This is a genomic window from Oceanicella actignis (assembly GCF_008124525.1).
GTDB classification, from domain to species: domain Bacteria; phylum Pseudomonadota; class Alphaproteobacteria; order Rhodobacterales; family Rhodobacteraceae; genus Oceanicella; species Oceanicella actignis.
The window spans coordinates 49,324-66,703 of sequence record NZ_VNHJ01000002.1 but is presented as its reverse complement, the minus strand read 5'-3'; the positions used below and the strand labels follow the sequence as shown (position 1 = coordinate 66,703).

Below are 17,380 nucleotides of genomic sequence, written 5' to 3'. Positions count from 1 at the left end.
CCCCTTTCCGCCATGTCCAAGAAGGTCACCGCCATGCGATCCAAGACCCGCACCGCCCTTGCCGCCGCCCTGGCGGCGCCGGCCCTGCTGGCCGCCCTGCCCGCCGCCGCGCAGGACGCCGCGGCCGCCGGCGCGCCGGCGGCGCAGACCGTCTTCATCTTCAACACGCTGCTGTTCCTGATCGGCGGCTTTCTGGTCATGTGGATGGCCGCCGGCTTCGCCATGCTCGAGGCCGGCCTGGTGCGCTCCAAGAACGTGACCATGCAGCTGACCAAGAACCTGGCGCTGTTCGCCATCGCCGCGGTCGCCTATCACCTGATCGGCTACCGGCTGATGTATCCGGGCGACGGGTGGACCATCGCCGGCGTGCTGGGCGCCTTCGGCCCGGCGACGCTCGAGCCGGTCGGCGTCGCGCCCGAGCAGGCCGACGCGCTGGACTACGCCGCGACGGCGTCGGACTTCTTCTTCCAGCTGATGTTCTGCGCCACCACCGCCTCGATCGTGTCGGGCACGCTGGCCGAGCGCATCAAGCTGTGGCCGTTCCTGGTCTTCACCGCCATCCTGACGGCGCTCATCTACCCGATCCAGGCGTCGTGGAAATGGGGCGGCGGGTTCCTGGACGCGCAGCTGGGCTTTCTGGACTTCGCCGGCTCGACGGTCGTGCATTCGGTGGGCGGCTGGGCCGCGCTGGCCGGCGCGCTGATCCTGGGCCCGCGCATGGGCAAGTACAAGGACGGGCGCGTGCACCCGATGCCCGGCTCGAACCTGCCGCTGGCGGCGCTGGGCACGTTCATCCTGTGGCTGGGCTGGTTCGGGTTCAACGGCGGCTCGCAGCTGGCGCTGGGCTCGGTGGGCGACGCGGCGGACGTCTCGCGCATCTTCGCCAACACCAACGCCGCGGCCGCGGGCGGCGCGCTGGCCGCCATCGCGCTGACGCAGGCCATCTACCGCAAGGTCGACCTGACCATGGCGCTCAACGGCGCGCTGGCGGGGCTGGTCTCGATCACCGCCGAGCCGCTTACCCCGACGCTGGGCCAGGCCACGCTGATCGGCGCGGCGGGCGGCGCGATCGTGGTCTTCGCGGTGCCGCTGCTCGACCGGCTGCGCATCGACGACGTGGTGGGCGCCATTCCGGTCCACCTGATGTGCGGCGTCTGGGGCACGATCGCCGTCGTGCTGACCAACCCCGACGCGACGCTGTTCGGACAGCTGGCCTCGATCGCCATCGTCGGCGCGGCGACCTTCGCCGTCTCGGGCGCGCTGTGGCTGCTGCTTGACCGCACGATGGGCCTGCGCGTGAGCGCGGAGGAAGAGCTGGCCGGCCTCGACAAGGTCGAGCTGGGGCTCGAGGCCTATCCCGAGTTCGGCAAGGGCTCGCAGATCGGCTGAGGCCGCTGACGCCGCGAGGGGCCCGTTCCGGCGCGCGCGCGCCGGGGCGGGCCGCCGCGCGGCGCTTGACCCCGGCGCGGGCGGCGATAAGGATGGCCGACAGACAATTAACAGGGAGCTTCCCCAATGAAGAACACCATCGCCGCGGCCCTGGCCGCGTTCGGCCTTCTGACCGGCGCCGCCGGCGCCGCGGATCTGCGCATCTGCGTCGAGGGCGCCTACCCGCCCTTCTCCGAAACCACCCCCTCGGGCGAGCTCAAGGGCTTCGACATCGACATCGCCAAGGCCCTGTGCGACGAGATGGGCAAGACCTGCGAACTGGTCAAGACCGAGTGGGACGGCATCATCCCCGCCCTGCTCGAGCGCAAGTGCGACGCCATCATCGCCTCGATGTCGATCACGCCCGAGCGCCAGAAGGTCATCGACTTCTCGGACAAGTATTACAACACCCCCGCCCGCTTCGTGGCGCGCAAGGGCGCGAACATCGAGTTCACCCCCGAGGGCCTGAAGGGCAAGGTGGTGGGCGTGCAGCGCGGCACCATCCACCAGGATTTCATGGAAGGCGAGTTCCCCGGCGTCGAGCTCAAGCTCTACGGCACGCAGGACGAGGCCTATCTTGACCTGGCCGCCGGGCGCGTCGACGCGCTCATGGCCGACAGCGTGGCCATCGACGACGGCTTCCTCAAGACCGAGGCGGGCAAGGACTTCGAGTTCGTCGGCCCGGCCTACTCGGTGCCCAAGTATCACGGCGAGGGCGCCGGCATCGGCGTGCGCAAGGGCGACCCGATGAAGGACGAGTGGTCCAAGGCCATCAAGCGCCTGCGCGAGTCGGGCAAGTATGACGAGATCATGCACAAGTATTTCGACTACGACATCTACGGCGGCTGACGCCGCGCTCGAAGGCGCCGGGCCGCGGCCCGGCGCCTTCCCTTCAGCGAGAAGCCCGACATGGACGCGCTCATCGCCTACGCGCCGCTGCTTGGACGCGGCGCGCTCGTCACCATCGCGCTTGCGCTGGCCTCGATGGCCCTGGCCACGACGCTGGGCGCGCTGGGCGCCGCGGCCAAGCTGGCCGGCGGCGCCGTCGCGCGCGCGCTGGCGGCCGCCTACACGACGCTGATCCGCGGCGTGCCCGACCTGGTTCTGATCCTGCTGGTCTATTTCGGCGGCCAGCGGCTGGCGAACGACATCGGCGGCGCGCTGGGCTGGGACTATGTCGAGATCTCGAAATTCTGGGCCGGCGTCCTGTCGATCGGGGTCATCTATGGCGGCTATCTGACCGAGACCTTCCGCGGCGCCTACCTGACCGTCCCGCGCGGCCAGGCCGAGGCCGCCAAGGCGCTGGGCATGCGTCCGCTGGCCACGCTCTGGACGGTGACCGGGCCGCAGATGGCGCGCTTCGCCCTGCCCGGCTACGGCAATGTCTGGCAGGTGCTGGTGAAATCCACGGCGGTGGTGTCGGTGATCGGGCTGGACGATCTGGTCGGCCTTGCGGACAAGGCGGCGAAATCGACGCGCGAGCCCTTCACCTTCTTCCTGGCGGTGATCCTGGTCTATCTGGCCATCACCTCGGTCTCGAACGCGCTGCTGGCGCGCGCCGAGGCGCGGCTGAACCTTGGGCAGGGGCGCTGAGATGGACATCTGGCTGCCGCTCAAGCACTGGGACCTGTTCGCCACCGGGGTGTGGACGACGCTGGTCCTGACGTTTCTGTCCGTCGGCGCGGGCTTCTTCATCGCCCTGCCCTGCGCGCTGGCGATCTGGCGCAAGTCGCCGGGCTGGCGGCTGGCGGCGGGCTACGCCTATGTCTTTCGGGGCACGCCGCTGCTGGTGCAGACCTATCTGATCTATTACGGCCTGGCGCAGTTCGACTTCGTGCGCGAAAGCTGGGCCTGGAGCATTCTGCGCGAGGCGTGGTGGTGCGCGCTGATCGCCTTCTCGCTCAATTCGGGCGCCTATGCGACCGAGATCCTGCGCGGCGCCTTCCAGACGACCCCGCGCGGCGAGCTCGAGGCCGCCGCGGCGCTGGGCTTCACGCCGCGCCAGATCACCTGGCTGATCCTGCTGCCCTCGGCGCTGCGCCGCGCCGCGCCGCAATACATGAACGAGATCGTGTTCATGCTGCACGGATCGGTGGTCGCCTCGGTCATCACCATCCAGGACATCCTGGGCGCGGGGCGCACGCTCAACGCCAAGTATTACGTGGCCTATGAGGGCTTCGTGACCGCGGCGCTGCTCTACATGGCCATCACCTTCGCGCTGGTCGGGCTGTTCCGCCTGATCGAGCGGCGCTACATGCGCCACCTTCTGCCCGCGCGCGAGGAAGCGGCGGCGCAGGGGGCGCATCTGGGCGCGCCGACCATCGTCGGCTGATGCCGCGCGGGGCCGCGGCGGGAGCCGATGCCGCGCAGGGCCGCGGCGGGGGCCGATGCCGCGCGGGGCCGCGGCGGGGATGCTCGCCGCGGTCAGCCGCCGTGGACGGCGAAGCTTTCAAGCCCCGCCTCGCGCGGGGGGATGACGCGGAAGCTTTCCTTGACGCCGGCCGGGACCAGCTCGCGCGAGACGGTCAGGATGGCGTTGTCGGGCTGGTCCTCGCACATGGCGCGCATGTGCTCGAGCTCTTCGCGCGCGGGGCCGCGCGCGGCCTCGAGGTCGGGCGCGCCGTAGCGCTCGACGAAATGCGCGCTCAGCCGCTCGATCAGCGCGTCATACTCGGCCGGCGAGATCGCCGTCACCGCGACCAGCGTCGCGCGGCCGAAGGACTCGAGCCCCAGCCAGCCATTGGCGAAGGCCTGGCGGCGCTTGCCCGCAAGATCGGCCTCGGTCCAGTTCGAGAACTCGAACGCCCCCGAGATCGCCCATTCGAACGGCTCGGCCGGGCGCTCGAACACCAGCGCGTCGCTGTCGTCAAGGCGCAGGGTGCGCGCCAGCTTGAGGGTCGGATCGGCGCTCATCGCTCGGGCTCCATCATGTCGGTCAGGGGTATGATCCGCGTCGCCGCGCCTTCGCGCAAGATCATGCCGCCATCCTCGTCAAGCCCCAGGAACAGCCCCCGCGCCGGGCTCTCGACCGCGCCGCCGATGGCCTCGCAGCGCCCGCGCCAGGCGGCGTGAAGAGGGGGCATGCCGTCATCGACGAAGCGGTTCAGCCAGACCAGGAAGTGCCGCGACCAGCTTTCGAGCAGCTGCGGCGCGGTCAGCTCGGCGCAGCCCTCCTCGGCCAGGGCGGTGACGGCGGGATCCTCGCCCGGCTCCCGCCCGCGCAGCCGCAGCGGCGCGCGCAGCGCCAGCGCCAGCCAGTCGGGCGCCCGGTCGGGATCGGCCCCGCCCGCCGCCACGCGCACCCGCCCGCAGGCGGCGCCGTTGACGCGCAGCCCGAAGGGCCAGTCGAAATGCACCGCCACCTCGGGCGGGGCCAGCGCGCCCAGCGCGTCGGCGAAGCCCAGCATGACGGCGAAGGCCGCCCCCGCCGCCTGGCGCAGCGGCACCTCGGGCGCCAGCAGCACCGCCGCATCCAGCGCGTCCGGGTCCTCGGACCAGACCACAAGCCCCGGATCCGCGCCCAGCATGCCCGCCGCCATCGCCTTGCCCAGCGGGTCGATGCCGGCGCGCACCGCCTCGCCGCGCAAAAGCGGCGGGAAGAGCGGCGCGCTCATGCGCCCTCCGGCGCGCCGGCCGGATCGCGCAACGCATCGGCCAGCGCCGCGGCGACATCGGCGAAGGCGCGCGCCTGCGGGCTTTCGGGGGCCTGGACGACGATCGGCGCGCCGCCGTCGGCGGCCGTGCGGATCGCCAGGTCGAGCGGGATCTCGCCCAGGAAGGGCGCGCCCAGCTTCTCGGCCTCGGCGCGCGCGCCGCCATGGCCGAAGGGGTGGTGCACCTTGCCGCAGCCGTCGCACACGAAGGCGGCCATGTTCTCGATCACGCCAAGGATGGGGACCTGCATGCGGCGGAACATGTCGATGCCCTTGCGCGCGTCGATCAGCGCGATGTCCTGGGGGGTCGAGACGATCACCGCGCCGGCCACGCGCACCTTCTGGCACAGGGTCATCTGCACGTCGCCCGTGCCCGGCGGCAGGTCCACCAGCAGAACGTCGAGCCGCCCCCAGGCCACCTGCCCCAGCATCTGCTGCAACGCGCCCATCAGCATGGGGCCGCGCCAGATCACGGCCTGGTCCTCGGGGGTCATCAGGCCGATGGACATCATCGTCACGCCATGATTGCGCAGCGGCAGGATCGTCTTGCCGTCCGGGCTCGAGGGCCGGCCCGACACGCCCAGCATGCGCGGCTGGCTGGGGCCGTAGACGTCGGCGTCCAGCAGCCCCACGCGCAGCCCGCGCGCCGCCAGCGCGACGGCGAGGTTGGCCGCGACGGTGGACTTGCCGACGCCGCCCTTGCCCGAGGCCACCGCCACCACCGCGCCGACGCCGGGCATGGGCGCGGGTCCGGGCGCCTGCGCCGGGGCGCGCGCATCGGGACGCGCGCCGCGCAGGTCGGGCGGCGGGGCCGAGGCGGACGCGGCGGCTGGTCGAGACGCGGCGGGATCGGGCGCGGCGGGATCGGGCGCGGCGGGACGGGGCGCGGCCGCGGAGCGCGCCGGGCGGGCGGCGCCGGGTTCGGCATGCGCGGTCAGCACGGCCAGCGCGCCCGCCATTCCCGGAACGGCGCGCACGGCCTCTTCGGCGGCGCGGCGCAGCGGCTCGAGCGCGGCGGCGCGGGCGGGATCGGCCTCGATGGCGAAGCGGGCGACGGCGTCGCGCACGCTCAGCCCCTGCACGCGCCCGGCGGATACGAGGTCGGTTCCGTCAGCCGGGTCGGCCACGCGCGACAGCGCCTGCAGCGCCGCCTCGCGCAAGGCCGCATCGTCGGGGCGGGAGTCGGGTCGGTCGGCGGACATGCTCATGCCTCGTCCAGACGAATCTCGCCCTCGACGACGTGCTCAAGGCCCAGCTCCTCGACGCGCAGCGTCATGCGCGCGCGCAGCGCCGGCGGCAGCTGGCCGCGCGCGCGGGCCTCGCGCACGGCCTGCTCGATGCGCTGCTGCGAGGTGACGCCGACGGTCTTGAGAAACTTGCGCAGGGACGTGTCGAAGCTGTCTTCGGTCATGGAGCCTCCTTGCTGGGGGGTCGGGATGGCGGGCGCTCAGTCCTCGTCATCGGCGGACAGATAGTCGTCGGTGGTGCGCGGGCGGCGCGGCGCGCCCAGCGCAAAGGGGTTGTCCCTGGCGTGGAACTGCGCGCGCACGCGGCAATCGTCGCACATGCGGATCATCCGCCCGGCCTCGGGGTTGGCGTAGAGCCAGTGCTTGCCCTCGAGCTTCGCGGCGATCCGCTCGATGGTCGAGCGCACGCCGAAGGGCTTGCCGCACTCGACGCATTCGAAGGGTTCCTCCTCGTGCAGCACCCTTGCCGACAGGGCCTGCGGGCGCGGGTCGAAGCGCGGAACCAGCGTGATGGCCGATTCGGGACAGGTCGCGGCGCAGATGCCGCATTGCAGGCACGCGGCCTCCTGAAAGCGCAGCTGCGGGCGGTCGGGATTGTCGCCCAGCGCGCCGACCGGGCACAGCGACACGCATGCGAGGCACAGCGTGCAGGCGTCGGCGTTCACCTCGACCGCGCCATAGGGCGCGCCCGCGGGCAGGGCGAAAGGCTCGGGCGGCGGATCGCCCGCAAGGGCGGCGACGGCAAGGCGCGCGACCTCGCGCCGGCCGCCCAGCGCCATGATCGGCGCCGCGCCATGCGGCGGCGGCGCGGGGGCGCGCAGCGCGGCCTCGAGCGCGTCGGGGTCGGCCGGTTCGATCAGCCCCGCGCGCTCCTCGTCGCTTCGCGCGCCGCGCAGCAGGGCGCGGGTCAGCGCCAGCTGCGGCGCAAGCGCCGCGCGCTCGGTCCGCGGGCCGGCCAGGATCAGCGCCTGCGCGAAGCCCGAGCCCAGCGCCGCCATCAGCTCGGCATGTCCCACGCCTTCGACCTCGGGAACCTCGACCGGGATCACGTCGGCCGGCAGGCCGCGGCCGAAGCGGGCCGACAGGGCGATCATCTCGGCGCCCCAGGCGTCGTGAAACAGGACCCGCGGCGCGCCGCCCCCCGGCCCCGCCGCGGCGCGCCAGGCCGAGGCCAGCGTGCGCAGCCGCGCGAAAAGATGGGCGACGGGGGGCGCGTCGTAGCTGGCCGCCCCCGAGGGACAGACCGCCGCGCATGCGCCGCAGCCCGCGCAGACCATCGGATCGATCGAGACCGCGTCGCCGGCGGGCTGGATGGCGCCGGTCGGGCAGACCTCGAGACAGCGCGAGCAGCCCGGCTTGCGCGCGCGCGAGTGGGCGCAGAGCATCGGGTCGAAGCGGATGTGCAGGGTCTTCTCGAACTCGCCGCGCAGCTGCCCCGCCTCCAGGGCCGCGCGCGCCGCGGCGCCCGGCTCGGCCGGATCGACGCGCACATAGCCGTCGCGCTTGTCGGGCGCGGGAAAGGCCGGCGCGCCGCCGCGCAGGTCCACGATCACGTCGCAGCCCGAGCGGGCGCCGTCGCGCGGCTGGCCGAAACGCGGCGCGCCGCGCCCGGCGGGATCGAGCGGCGCGAACCCGTCGATCGTCACCTCGAACCCGCCCAGCGCGCCGCGCGCCGCGCGCAGCCGCCCCAGCGCCAGCTCGAACCCCTCGGGCGGGGCGGCAAGATCGGGCGCGGCCTCGGCGATCACGGTCACCGACAGGCTCGGCGCCAGAAGCCGCGCGGCCTCGAGCGCGGGTTCGGGGCGGGCGCCGGCCAGCACCAGGCACACGCCGTCCGAGCGCACGTCCATCGCCGGCATGGGCGGCGCGTCCAGGGCGGCCTCGGCCAGCAAGGCGGCCTGCTTGGGCGTGGGATCGCCCGCATCGGTCCAGCCGGCGCGATCGCGGATGTCGACGCAGGTCAGCCGCTCCTCCGCGCCCAGCTCGGCCGCCAGATCGTGGAACAGGCCCGCCATCTGGCCGCAGGCGATCAGCGTCGCGCCGCTCCCGAGCGCCTCGCGCGCCGCGTCCAGCTCGGCCGTGCACAGGCGCGAGCATGCCCGCGTGCGCTCGCGCGGCACGCCGGCCGCATCGGCCAGCGCGTCGGGGTTCAGCCTCATGCTGCCCGCGCAGTCGCACACAAGCAAGGCGTCGAACTGGGGCATGCGGTCCTCTCCCTTTCGCTGCGGCGCCCCATGGACAGGCGCGCCGAACCGGCTATCCTCGACCCGCAGCCTAGCCGCGCAGCCCGCCGCGGCAAGGGCGCAAACGCCCCGCGCCCGCCGGAGGATGGAAAATTGACCACGCCCGCCGCCACCATTCCCGTCGGCGTCGTCCTGCGCCGCACCCCCGGCGCCACCCGCTGGGCGCGCTGGAACTGGCGCGTCGCGGCGCTCCTGCCCGGCGCCGGCCCGGCCGATTGGCGCGAGCTGCGGCGCGAGGGCGAGGCGGTCGAATACCATGCGGCCACGGTGGACATGGAGCTGCACCGCGCCGACGCCGAGGCCTACATGGTCTCGCTGAACATGGCCCAGCCGACGGCTTTCGTGATCCTGCGCCCCGAAGAGGACCCCGACGCCCCGCATGAGTGGCGCGTGCATGCGGTCACCGCCTCGGCCTACGAGGCGCAGGACCACCAGGACGGCGGCGACGAGCTGGTCGAGCCGGCGCCCATGCCCCCGGCGCTGGCCGAGTTCGTGCGCGCCTTCTGCGCCGCGCATCACCGCGAGACGCCCTTCGTCAAGCGCCGCCGCGACAAGGCGCGCCCGGCCGGCGCCGCGCAGGGCGTGGGCGATCCGCGCATCCGCCAGCCCGCCGACGTCTACCGCGCGCCCGCGCAGGTCAAGCCCCGCCTGACCCCCGGAGACGAAAGCGAATGACCCCGCCCGACAGCGACCGCCCCGACGGGTTCCTGGCCCGCTGGTCGGCGCGCAAACGCCGCGCCGCCGCCCCGCGCGAGGCCAAGCCGCCCGCGCCCCCCGCCGAACGCGCCGAGGGCCCCGCACACCCCGCGCCGCCCGAGGCCGCGCCAACGCCTCAGGCCCGCTCGCCCGGCGCCAGGCCCGCCCCCGAAGGCGGCGAGGCCGGCGCGCCCGGGCGCGAGGAAAGCGACGAAGAGGCCCTGGCCCGCCTGAACCTGCCCGCCCCGGAAACGCTGGGCCCCGAGGGCGATTTCTCGGCCTTCCTGCGCGCCGACGCGCCCGAATCGCTGCGCAGGCGCGCGCTGCGCGCGCTGTGGCGGGCCAAGCCGGGCCTGGGCGCCCCGGACGGACTGCTCGACTACGCCGAGGATTTCACCGACCGGGCCGTGGGCGCCGGCGCGGTGTCCACGATCTACCAGGTCGGCAGGGGGCTTGCCGCGGCGTGGGAGAGCGACTCGCCCGAGGCGCCGCGGCCAGACCCGCGCCCGGCCGCCGAGGCGGGCGCGGCCGCCACCGGGTCGGAGCCCGAGACCGCGCCCGCTTCAGGCGACGCCGCCGGGCGCGCCGTCTCGCCCCGCCATGCACATGACGACGCGCCCGACGACGCGCGCGATGACGCGCCCTCTCGGGCCGCGCGGCAGCCCGAGGATGCGGCCCTCGCGCCCCGGCCCGCGCCGGACTCGGGCCCGGCGGCGGGCCTGGCCCGATCCGACGCCGCAAGAACCGCCCCCGCCCATGGCGCCTCGGCCGACGACGCTGCAGCCGACGCCGCCGCCGCCGGCGGCGCCCCCGCGCGCTTCGACGCCGCCCGCGACGCGACGCCGGCCCGGCCGCGCCCGCGCATGCGCTTCGTCTTCGACGACGAGCCGGGCGGCGCCGACCCCCGCGGCTGACCCGCCCCGCCGCCCGAGTCCGCCACGCCAGTCCGCCACGCAAGTCCGCCACGCGAGTCCGCCGCGCGAGGCGGGGCGCCGCCTGATGAAAACGTCCCTCATCCGACCATCGAACGGATCGACATTGCGGCGCGCCTGGCGCTTACTGGATGCTGCCTGAAACCGACGCCTGGGGAGGACATGTCGACATCCGGCCAAACCGCGCAGACGCCGCACGCCCCCGCGCCCGAGGATTTGCTGCGCGCGGACCTCTACGGCTTTCTCGCCGCGCTGCTGGCGCGTCCCCCCTCGCGCGATCTTCTGGACCGCGCCGCCGGGCTCGAGGGCGACGACACCCCCGTGGGCCGCGCCGTGACGGCGCTGGCCCGTCTTGCGCGCGCGGCGACCGAAACCTCGGCCCGGCGCGAGTTCGACGCCCTGTTCATCGGCGTCGGCCGGGGCGAGCTGCTGCCCTATGGCTCGTATTACATGACGGGGTTCCTGAACGAAAAGCCGCTGGCGCGGCTGCGCGCGGACATGACCCGTCTGGGCATCGCCCGCGCCGAGGGCGTGTTCGAGCCCGAGGACAACATCGCCTCGCTGTGCGAGATGATGGCGGGCCTGATCCGCGGCGCCTATGGCGCGCCGGCCGATCTGCGCACGCAGCGCGACTTCTTCAACGCGCATCTGGCCCCCTGGGCCGAACACTTCTTCACCGATCTCGAGGGCGCCGAGTCGTCGGCGCTCTATGCGCCGGTGGGCCTTCTGGGCCGCACCTTCATGCAGATCGAGCGCGAGGCCTTCCGCCTCGAGGGCTGAGCGCGCGAAACCGGACCGCTCGTCGCGGTTCATGATGGGAGGAAAGGATGAGCAAGAAAGACGCCGCCGCGACCAGGCGCGACTTCCTGAAGCTGGCGGGGGCGGCCGCGCCGGCCGCCGCGGCGGCCGTGGTCGCCCCCGCCGCAGCAAAGGCCGCCGCGCCCGCCAAGGCGCCGGCCGGGCTGCGCCGGACCGAACACGTCGAGAAATACCTGCGCTCGGCGCGTTTCTGAGCGCGCCAGCGCTCATCCGTCCGGCCCGCTGACGCGGCGAAGGGTTGCGAAAGGCCCCGACGCCCGCGGGCCGGGCGCTCCGGCGACGCGGGGCGCGCGCCGGCAAGCCAAGCCTTCCGCAGGAAGGTCAAGCCAAGGGAGAGAACCATGCTCAGGAAAAAGAGCGACGGGGTTGCGCAAGGCCCCCGCGCCGCATCGGTCCTGTCGCGCATCGCATCGAAATCCATCGACCGCCGCAGCTTCCTGCGCGGCTCGGGTCTGGCGGTCGGCGGCCTGGCGGCGCTGGGCGCCACGGGCGCCGGCGTGACGCGCGCGCGCGCGCAGTCCGCGGCCGACAACGTCGAGATCATCAAGTCCGTCTGCACCCACTGCTCGGTCGGCTGCACGGTGGTCGCCGAGGTGCAGAGCGGCGTCTGGGTCGGGCAGGAGCCCGGCTGGGACAGCCCCTTCAACATGGGCGCCCATTGCGCCAAGGGCGCCTCGGTGCGCGAGCACGCCCATGGCGAGCGCCGGCTGAAATATCCCACCAAGCTGGTGAACGGCGAGTGGGTCCGCATCAGCTGGGACGAGGCCATCAACGAGATCGGCGACAAGATGCTGGAGATCCGCGAGAAGAGCGGCCCCGACAGCGTCTACTGGCTGGGTTCGGCCAAGCACTCGAACGAGCAGGCCTACCTGTTCCGCAAGTTCGCCGCCTACTGGGGCACGAACAACGTCGATCACCAGGCGCGCATCTGCCACTCCACCACGGTCGCGGGCGTCGCGAACACGTGGGGGTATGGCGCGATGACCAACTCCTACAACGACATCCACAACTCGAAGGCCATCTTCGTCATCGGCGGCAACCCGGCCGAGGCGCACCCGGTCTCGCTGCTGCACATCCTGCGCGCGAAGGAGCGCAACAACGCGCCGCTGATCGTGTGCGATCCGCGCTTCACCCGCACCGCCGCGCATGCCGACGAATACGTCCGCTTCCGCCCGGGCTCGGACGTGGCGCTGGTCTGGGGCATCCTCTGGCACATCTTCGAGAACGGCTGGGAGGACAAGGAGTTCATCCGCACCCGCGTGTGGGGCATGGACCAGATCCGCGCCGAGGTGGCCAAGTGGAACCCGGCCGAGACCGAGCGCGTCACCGGCGTGCCCGGCGCGCAGCTCGAGCGCGTGGCGCGCACGCTGGTCAACAACCGGCCCGGCACCGTCATCTGGTGCATGGGCGGCACGCAGCACACCAACGGCAACAACAACACCCGCGCCTACTGCATCCTGCAGCTGGCGCTGGGCAACATGGGCACGGCCGGCGGCGGCACGAACATCTTCCGCGGCCATGACAACGTGCAGGGCGCGACGGACCTTGGCGTGCTCAGCCACACCCTGCCGGGCTATTACGGCCTGTCGGCCGGCGCCTGGGCGCACTGGGCGCGCGTGTGGGGCGAGGATCTGGACTGGCTCAAGTCGCGCTTCGCCACGCTCAAGGGCAAGGACGGCAAGGACAAGCCGCTGATGAACGAAACCGGCATCCCGGTTTCGCGCTGGATCGACGGCGTGCTCGAGGCCAAGGAGAACATCGACCAGCCCGACAACGTCCGCGCCATGGTCCTGTGGGGCCACGCCCCCAACTCGCAGACCCGCCTTCCCGAGATGAAGAAGGCGATGGAGAAGCTGGACCTGATGGTGGTGGTCGATCCCTATCCCACCGTCTCGGCCGTGCTGCACGACCGCAAGGACGGCGTCTACCTGCTGCCCGCCTGCACCCAGTTCGAGACCTACGGCTCGGTCACCGCGTCGAACCGCTCGATCCAGTGGCGCGAGAAGGTCGTCGATCCGCTGTTCGAGAGCCGGCCCGACCACACCATCATGGCGATGTTCGCGCGCAAGTTCGGCTTCGCCGACCGGCTGTTCCGCAACATCGAGGTGCAGGAGACCGACCGCGGCCCCGAGCCCAAGGTCGAGGACATCACCCGCGAGTTCAACCGCGGCATGTGGACCATCGGCTACACCGGCCAGTCGCCCGAGCGCCTGCGCTCGCACATGCAGAACCAGCACACCTTCGACCGGACCACGCTTCAGGCGGTGGGCGGGCCCAATGACGGCGAGTATTACGGCCTGCCCTGGCCGTGCTGGGGCACGCCCGAGATGGGCCATCCGGGCACGCCGATCCTGTATGACATGTCCAAGCCCGTCAGCAAGGGCGGCCTGACCTTCCGCGCCCGCTTCGGGGTCGAGCGCGACGGCCAGAGCCTGCTGGCCGAGGGCGTCTACTCGGCCGGGTCCGAGATCCGCGACGGCTATCCCGAGTTCACCATGGCCATGCTCAAGGAGCTGGGCTGGGACAAGGACCTGACGGATCAGGAGCGCGCGGTCATCGAAGGCATCGCCGGCGACAAGACCAACTGGAAGACCGACCTGTCGGGCGGCATCCAGCGCGTGGCGATCAAGCACGAGTGCGCGCCCTTCGGCAACGCCAAGGCCCGCGCCGTGGTCTGGACCTTCCCCGACCCGGTGCCGCTGCATCGCGAGCCGCTCTACACCAACCGGCGCGACCTCGTGGCCGACTATCCGACCTACGAGGACCGCAAGTTCTACCGTCTGCCGACGCTCTACGCGTCGATCCAGAAGAAGGACTTCTCGAAGGACTACCCGATCATCCTCACCTCGGGGCGCCTGGTGGAATACGAGGGCGGCGGCGACGAGACCCGCTCGAACCCCTGGCTGGCCGAGCTGCAGCAGGACATGTTCGTCGAGGTCAACACCCGCGACGCCAACGACCTGGGCATCCGCGACGGTCAGATGGTGTGGGTCGAGGGCCCCGAGGGCGGCAAGGTCAAGGTCAAGGCCATGGTCACCGAGCGCGTGGGCGCCGGCGTCGCCTTCATGCCGTTCCACTTCGGCGGCTGGTTCCAGGGCGAGGACCGCAGATCGAAATACCCCAAGGGCGCCGACCCCTATGTGCTCGGCGAATCCACCAACACGGCGCAGACCTACGGCTACGACTCGGTCACCCAGATGCAGGAGACCAAGGCGACGCTGTGCAAGATCTGGGCGGCATAAGGGAGGACGTCAGACATGGCACTCGGAGGAAAGGCGCGGGCCAAGTTCCTGTGCGACGCCGAGCGGTGCATCGAATGCAACGCCTGCGTGACCGCCTGCAAGAACGAGCATGAGGTGCCCTGGGGCATCAACCGCCGGCGCGTGGTCACCATCAACGACGGCAAGCCGGGCGAGCGCTCGATCTCGGTCGCCTGCATGCACTGCTCGGACGCGCCGTGCATGGCGGTCTGCCCCGTCGACTGCTTCTACCAGACCGAGGACGGGGTGGTGCTGCACTCGAAGGATCTGTGCATCGGCTGCGGCTATTGCTTCTACGCGTGCCCCTTCGGCGCGCCGCAATTTCCGCAGGCGGGCAACTTCGGCTCGCGCGGCAAGATGGACAAGTGCACCTTCTGCGCCGGCGGCCCCGAAGAGGACAACTCGCAGGCCGAGTTCCAGAAATACGGGCGCAACCGCATCGCCGAGGGCAAGCTGCCCATCTGCGCCGAGATGTGCTCGACCAAGGCCCTGCTCGCCGGCGACGGCGACGAGGTGTCCGCCATCTACCGCGAGCGCGTCGTCGCCCGCGGCTTCGGCTCGGGCGCCTGGGGCTGGGGAACGGCCTACGGGCTCAAGGGCGGCTGAGCGCCGCCGCGGCCGATCCGCGGGGGCGGCGCGCCCGCCCCCGCGGCGTGGAATTCTGCACCGGCCCCAGCGGCCAGGACCCGGAGACCTGCGCATGATCTCTTGCAGCCAGATCCGCCGCGCCGTCGCGCGGCTGACGCTTGCGCTTGGCGCGGCGCTGCTCTTGGCCGCCGCGCCGACGCCGAACGGGGCGGCGCGCGCCGACGCCGTCGTCGCGCCGGCGCCGCCCGCGCCCACGTCCCAGACGCTCGAGGACATCCTGCGCCGACAGGCGGGCGACCGCGCGGCGGTCGAGCGGCGGCGCGCCGCCAACCCGCCCCTCGATCTGCCGCCGCCCATGGGCATGCGCGCGCCGCTCGGCACGCTGGGCGGGGCGTCGGATGCGGATGTATGGCGCGCCCTGCGCTTCGGCACGGCCGAGGTCACGGTCTCGACCCGGCGCCCGGTCGATCGGGTGCTGGTGCAGGACGGCGGCATGCGCTGGCTGGCGGCGCGCAACGGGCCGCTGCGCGAATACGGGCTGTGGGCGATGGGCGGCATGCTGGCGCTGCTGGCGGTCTTCTACCTGCTGCGCGGCCCGATCCGCATCGAGGGCGGCCGCTCGGGCGTCAAGGTGCGCCGCTTCGCCGGCGTCGAGCGTTTCGCCCACTGGCTGCTGGCCAGCAGCTTCATCGTCCTGGCGCTGACCGGACTGATGGTCACCTACGGCCGCCCGGCGCTCATCCCGCTGATGGGCAAGGAGGCCTTCGCCGCCCTGGCGGCCGCGGGCAAATGGGCGCACAACAACGTCGCCTGGGCCTTCATGGCGGGCCTGGTCATGGTGTTCGTCATGTGGGTCGGGCAGAACCTGCCCAACCGGCACGATCTGAAATGGCTGGCCATGGGCGGCGGGTTCTTCGGGGGCGGCCATCCGCCCTCGCGCAAGTTCAACGCCGGGCAGAAGCTGATCTTCTGGTCGGTGGTGGTGCTGGGCGCCTCGCTGGCGGTCTCGGGCCTGTCGCTGCTGTTCCCCTTCGAGCTGCCGCTTTTCGCCGCCACCTTCGCGCACATCAACGACCTGGCCGCGCTGGCGGGGTTCGACGCCGGCCTGCCCACGCAGCTGGCCCCGCATGAGGAAATGCAGCTGGCCAGCATCTGGCACGCCATCGTGGCGCTGGGGCTGACGACCATCATCCTGGCGCACATCTACATCGGCACGATCGGCATGGAGGGCGGGTTCGAGGCCATGGGCTCGGGCGAGGTGGACCGCAACTGGGCGGCCGAGCATCACAATCTGTGGCTGGCCGAACTCGAGGCGCAGGGCAAGGCGCCCGCGCCTTCGGCCCCGGCCGGGCAAGGCTGACCGACGCGATCGCAAGGAGCATGACCATGCGCGCCTTTCTCGCCGCCCTGGCGGCCATGATCGTCATCGCCATCGCCGCGGACCGCGCCCTGCACGCCATGGGCTGGAGCGCGGCCGAACGCACCGCAAGCCAGGCCGTGCGGCTCTGAGCCCTCAGGTGAACTTGCGGAAGGTGCGGCTGCGGTCGAACAGCGCCTCGAGCCGGCGCATGCGCTCGCGCGTGTCGTCCCAGTCGCGCGCCTCGACCGCGGCCAGAAGCGCCTCGACCAGCACCATGGGCGCCACGTTCGAATCCCACGCCGAGGGGGCCTCGATGCGGGCGTGGAAGCTGTGCGCGGCCAGCTTGGCGATGGGCGAGCCCCACTGATCGGTGATGAGCACGATCTGCGCCCCGGCCTCGGACGCCGCCTCGGCGAAGCGCAGCAGGTCGCGCTCGTAGCGGCGCATGTCGAACATCATCAGCACGTCGCCCGCGCGGATCTCGAGCGCGTGGTGCGGCCAGGTCGCGCCATGGCCGGGCGCAAGCGTCACGCGCGCGCGGATCACCTGCAGATGGGTGTAAAGGTAGTCGGCCAGCGCGTGCGAGATGCGCCCCCCGGTGACGAACACCGCGCGCTTGCGGTCCGCGAGCAGCGCCGCGGCGGCGTCGAAATCGGCCGGGTCGATGCTGCTGATCGTCTGGCGCATGTTGCTCAGCGCCACATCCGCGAAACGGTTCAGCGCATGGGCCGCGGGCGCGTCCTCGGCCCAGCGGTCGTGGCGGGCGATGGGGTTCGAGATGGTGGCCTGCAGCTCGTCGCGCAGCGCCGCCTGAAGATCGGAAAAGCCGCCATAGCCCAGCTTGCGCGCCAGCCGCACCACCGTGGGCGAGGACACATGCGCCGCCTCGGCCAGCGCGGTGATGCTGCCCAGGCCCAGCATCGGATAGTCGCGCAGCATGGCGTCGGCCAGCTGGCGCTCGGCGCGGGTCAGATCCTCGAAACGGGCGCGCAGCCTTTCGGCCACGGTCCTGTCGTCGGCCGCCATGGGCGCCTCCGCTTGTTCGGGGCGCGGCCCCTTGCGCCCCCTTGGTGTAAAGTATGCGCCAGAATGAAGCGGCGCGAAACATTTCTTACAAAAATTGGTTGACTGGCGCGGCGGTTCTGGAATGCTCG

The 17,380-nt window shown here is 72.5% G+C and carries 18 protein-coding genes; 12 read left to right on the top strand and 6 right to left on the bottom strand.

Going from position 1 to position 17,380, the window contains the following annotated elements; translation table 11 throughout:
• Positions 1-33 precede the first annotated feature (33 nt).
• The 4 genes from LY05_RS03045 (at position 34) to LY05_RS03030 (ending at position 3,760) form a co-directional block, all read left to right on the top strand.
• Positions 34-1,389, top strand: a complete 1,356-nt coding sequence (locus tag LY05_RS03045; protein ID WP_072748195.1) for an ammonium transporter — start codon at positions 34-36, stop codon at positions 1,387-1,389.
• Between the two features lie 126 nt (positions 1,390-1,515).
• On the top strand, positions 1,516-2,277 hold the full coding sequence (locus tag LY05_RS03040; RefSeq protein WP_072748132.1) for an ABC transporter substrate-binding protein: 762 nt from the start codon (positions 1,516-1,518) through the stop codon (positions 2,275-2,277).
• 60 nt (positions 2,278-2,337) lie between these two features.
• Entirely contained in the window at positions 2,338-3,021 is a 684-nt protein-coding gene (locus tag LY05_RS03035; protein ID WP_072748133.1) for an ABC transporter permease, read from the top strand.
• Position 3,022: 1 nt separating this feature from the next.
• Positions 3,023-3,760, top strand: coding sequence for an ABC transporter permease (locus tag LY05_RS03030; protein ID WP_072748134.1), 738 nt, complete (start codon positions 3,023-3,025; stop codon positions 3,758-3,760).
• A 92-nt stretch (positions 3,761-3,852) separates the two neighbouring features.
• On the opposite strand, the gene LY05_RS03025 is transcribed toward LY05_RS03030, so the two are convergent.
• The 5 genes from LY05_RS03025 to LY05_RS03005 are packed head-to-tail and all read right to left on the bottom strand — an operon-like array spanning position 3,853 to position 8,532.
• Positions 3,853-4,341 (bottom strand): DUF6505 family protein, encoded by a 489-nt coding sequence (locus LY05_RS03025; protein WP_148922065.1) that lies wholly within the window; start codon positions 4,339-4,341, stop codon positions 3,853-3,855.
• Positions 4,338-5,042 carry a biotin/lipoate--protein ligase family protein gene (locus LY05_RS03020; protein ID WP_148922064.1) on the bottom strand — a complete coding sequence of 235 codons (705 nt, stop codon included), beginning with the start codon at positions 5,040-5,042 and terminating at the stop codon, positions 4,338-4,340. The genes LY05_RS03025 and LY05_RS03020 overlap by 4 nt, the downstream gene beginning before the upstream one ends.
• Complete coding sequence (locus tag LY05_RS03015) at positions 5,039-6,283, bottom strand: Mrp/NBP35 family ATP-binding protein (protein ID WP_148922063.1); 1,245 nt, start codon at positions 6,281-6,283, stop codon at positions 5,039-5,041. Before LY05_RS03015 ends, LY05_RS03020 begins: the two co-directional genes overlap by 4 nt.
• A 2-nt stretch (positions 6,284-6,285) precedes the next feature.
• Entirely contained in the window at positions 6,286-6,492 is a 207-nt protein-coding gene (locus LY05_RS03010) for a DUF6494 family protein (RefSeq protein ID WP_072748138.1), read from the bottom strand.
• A gap of 36 nt (positions 6,493-6,528) precedes the next feature.
• Positions 6,529-8,532 carry a 4Fe-4S dicluster domain-containing protein gene (locus LY05_RS03005; RefSeq protein ID WP_148922062.1) on the bottom strand — a complete coding sequence of 668 codons (2,004 nt, stop codon included), beginning with the start codon at positions 8,530-8,532 and terminating at the stop codon, positions 6,529-6,531.
• Positions 8,533-8,664: 132 nt separating this feature from the next.
• On the opposite strand from LY05_RS03005, the gene LY05_RS03000 reads away from it, so the two are divergent.
• From LY05_RS03000 to LY05_RS15515, 8 genes are all read left to right on the top strand, one after another.
• On the top strand, positions 8,665-9,246 hold the full coding sequence (locus LY05_RS03000) for a DUF3305 domain-containing protein (protein WP_245728431.1): 582 nt from the start codon (positions 8,665-8,667) through the stop codon (positions 9,244-9,246).
• On the top strand, positions 9,243-10,181 hold the full coding sequence (locus LY05_RS02995) for a DUF3306 domain-containing protein (protein WP_148922061.1): 939 nt from the start codon (positions 9,243-9,245) through the stop codon (positions 10,179-10,181). The genes LY05_RS03000 and LY05_RS02995 overlap by 4 nt, the downstream gene beginning before the upstream one ends.
• Positions 10,182-10,361: 180 nt before the next feature.
• Entirely contained in the window at positions 10,362-10,979 is a 618-nt protein-coding gene (locus LY05_RS02990) for a TorD/DmsD family molecular chaperone (protein WP_148922060.1), read from the top strand.
• 47 nt (positions 10,980-11,026) lie between these two features.
• Entirely contained in the window at positions 11,027-11,212 is a 186-nt protein-coding gene (locus LY05_RS02985) for a hypothetical protein (protein ID WP_072748142.1), read from the top strand.
• A 147-nt stretch (positions 11,213-11,359) separates the two neighbouring features.
• Positions 11,360-14,260, top strand: coding sequence for a molybdopterin-dependent oxidoreductase (locus LY05_RS02980; RefSeq protein WP_148922059.1), 2,901 nt, complete (start codon positions 11,360-11,362; stop codon positions 14,258-14,260).
• 15 nt (positions 14,261-14,275) lie between these two features.
• Positions 14,276-14,884 carry a formate dehydrogenase FDH3 subunit beta gene (gene fdh3B / locus LY05_RS02975; protein ID WP_148922058.1) on the top strand — a complete coding sequence of 203 codons (609 nt, stop codon included), beginning with the start codon at positions 14,276-14,278 and terminating at the stop codon, positions 14,882-14,884.
• 94 nt (positions 14,885-14,978) lie between these two features.
• Complete coding sequence (locus LY05_RS02970) at positions 14,979-16,226, top strand: formate dehydrogenase subunit gamma (RefSeq protein WP_148922057.1); 1,248 nt, start codon at positions 14,979-14,981, stop codon at positions 16,224-16,226.
• A gap of 26 nt (positions 16,227-16,252) precedes the next feature.
• A complete protein-coding gene (locus LY05_RS15515) occupies positions 16,253-16,375 on the top strand; it encodes a hypothetical protein (RefSeq protein WP_256598400.1) in 123 nt (40 codons plus the stop codon).
• Between the two features lie 4 nt (positions 16,376-16,379).
• Here the strand turns inward: LY05_RS15515 and LY05_RS02965 are convergent, their stop codons facing one another.
• The gene (locus tag LY05_RS02965; RefSeq protein ID WP_148922056.1) at positions 16,380-17,252 is read right to left on the bottom strand and encodes a MurR/RpiR family transcriptional regulator; all 873 of its coding nucleotides are present in this window, start codon (positions 17,250-17,252) and stop codon (positions 16,380-16,382) included.
• Positions 17,253-17,380: the final 128 nt, after the last annotated feature.

Excerpts from the sequence above, each read along its gene's own strand:
- fdh3B (WP_148922058.1), top strand. The coding sequence starts at position 14,276 with ATGGCACTCGGAGGAAAGGCGCGGGCCAAGTTCCTGTGCGACGCCGAG.
- LY05_RS03025 (WP_148922065.1), bottom strand. The coding sequence starts at position 4,341 with ATGAGCGCCGATCCGACCCTCAAGCTGGCGCGCACCCTGCGCCTTGAC.
- LY05_RS03010 (WP_072748138.1), bottom strand. The coding sequence starts at position 6,492 with ATGACCGAAGACAGCTTCGACACGTCCCTGCGCAAGTTTCTCAAGACC.
- LY05_RS03030 (WP_072748134.1), top strand. The coding sequence starts at position 3,023 with ATGGACATCTGGCTGCCGCTCAAGCACTGGGACCTGTTCGCCACCGGG.
- LY05_RS02990 (WP_148922060.1), top strand. The coding sequence starts at position 10,362 with ATGTCGACATCCGGCCAAACCGCGCAGACGCCGCACGCCCCCGCGCCC.
- LY05_RS03035 (WP_072748133.1), top strand. The coding sequence starts at position 2,338 with ATGGACGCGCTCATCGCCTACGCGCCGCTGCTTGGACGCGGCGCGCTC.
- LY05_RS15515 (WP_256598400.1), top strand. The coding sequence starts at position 16,253 with ATGCGCGCCTTTCTCGCCGCCCTGGCGGCCATGATCGTCATCGCCATC.
- LY05_RS02970 (WP_148922057.1), top strand. The coding sequence starts at position 14,979 with ATGATCTCTTGCAGCCAGATCCGCCGCGCCGTCGCGCGGCTGACGCTT.
- LY05_RS03040 (WP_072748132.1), top strand. The coding sequence starts at position 1,516 with ATGAAGAACACCATCGCCGCGGCCCTGGCCGCGTTCGGCCTTCTGACC.
- LY05_RS02985 (WP_072748142.1), top strand. The coding sequence starts at position 11,027 with ATGAGCAAGAAAGACGCCGCCGCGACCAGGCGCGACTTCCTGAAGCTG.
- LY05_RS03005 (WP_148922062.1), bottom strand. The coding sequence starts at position 8,532 with ATGCCCCAGTTCGACGCCTTGCTTGTGTGCGACTGCGCGGGCAGCATG.
- LY05_RS03015 (WP_148922063.1), bottom strand. The coding sequence starts at position 6,283 with ATGTCCGCCGACCGACCCGACTCCCGCCCCGACGATGCGGCCTTGCGC.
- LY05_RS02980 (WP_148922059.1), top strand. The coding sequence starts at position 11,360 with ATGCTCAGGAAAAAGAGCGACGGGGTTGCGCAAGGCCCCCGCGCCGCA.
- LY05_RS02995 (WP_148922061.1), top strand. The coding sequence starts at position 9,243 with ATGACCCCGCCCGACAGCGACCGCCCCGACGGGTTCCTGGCCCGCTGG.
- LY05_RS03045 (WP_072748195.1), top strand. The coding sequence starts at position 34 with ATGCGATCCAAGACCCGCACCGCCCTTGCCGCCGCCCTGGCGGCGCCG.
- LY05_RS02965 (WP_148922056.1), bottom strand. The coding sequence starts at position 17,252 with ATGGCGGCCGACGACAGGACCGTGGCCGAAAGGCTGCGCGCCCGTTTC.
- LY05_RS03020 (WP_148922064.1), bottom strand. The coding sequence starts at position 5,042 with ATGAGCGCGCCGCTCTTCCCGCCGCTTTTGCGCGGCGAGGCGGTGCGC.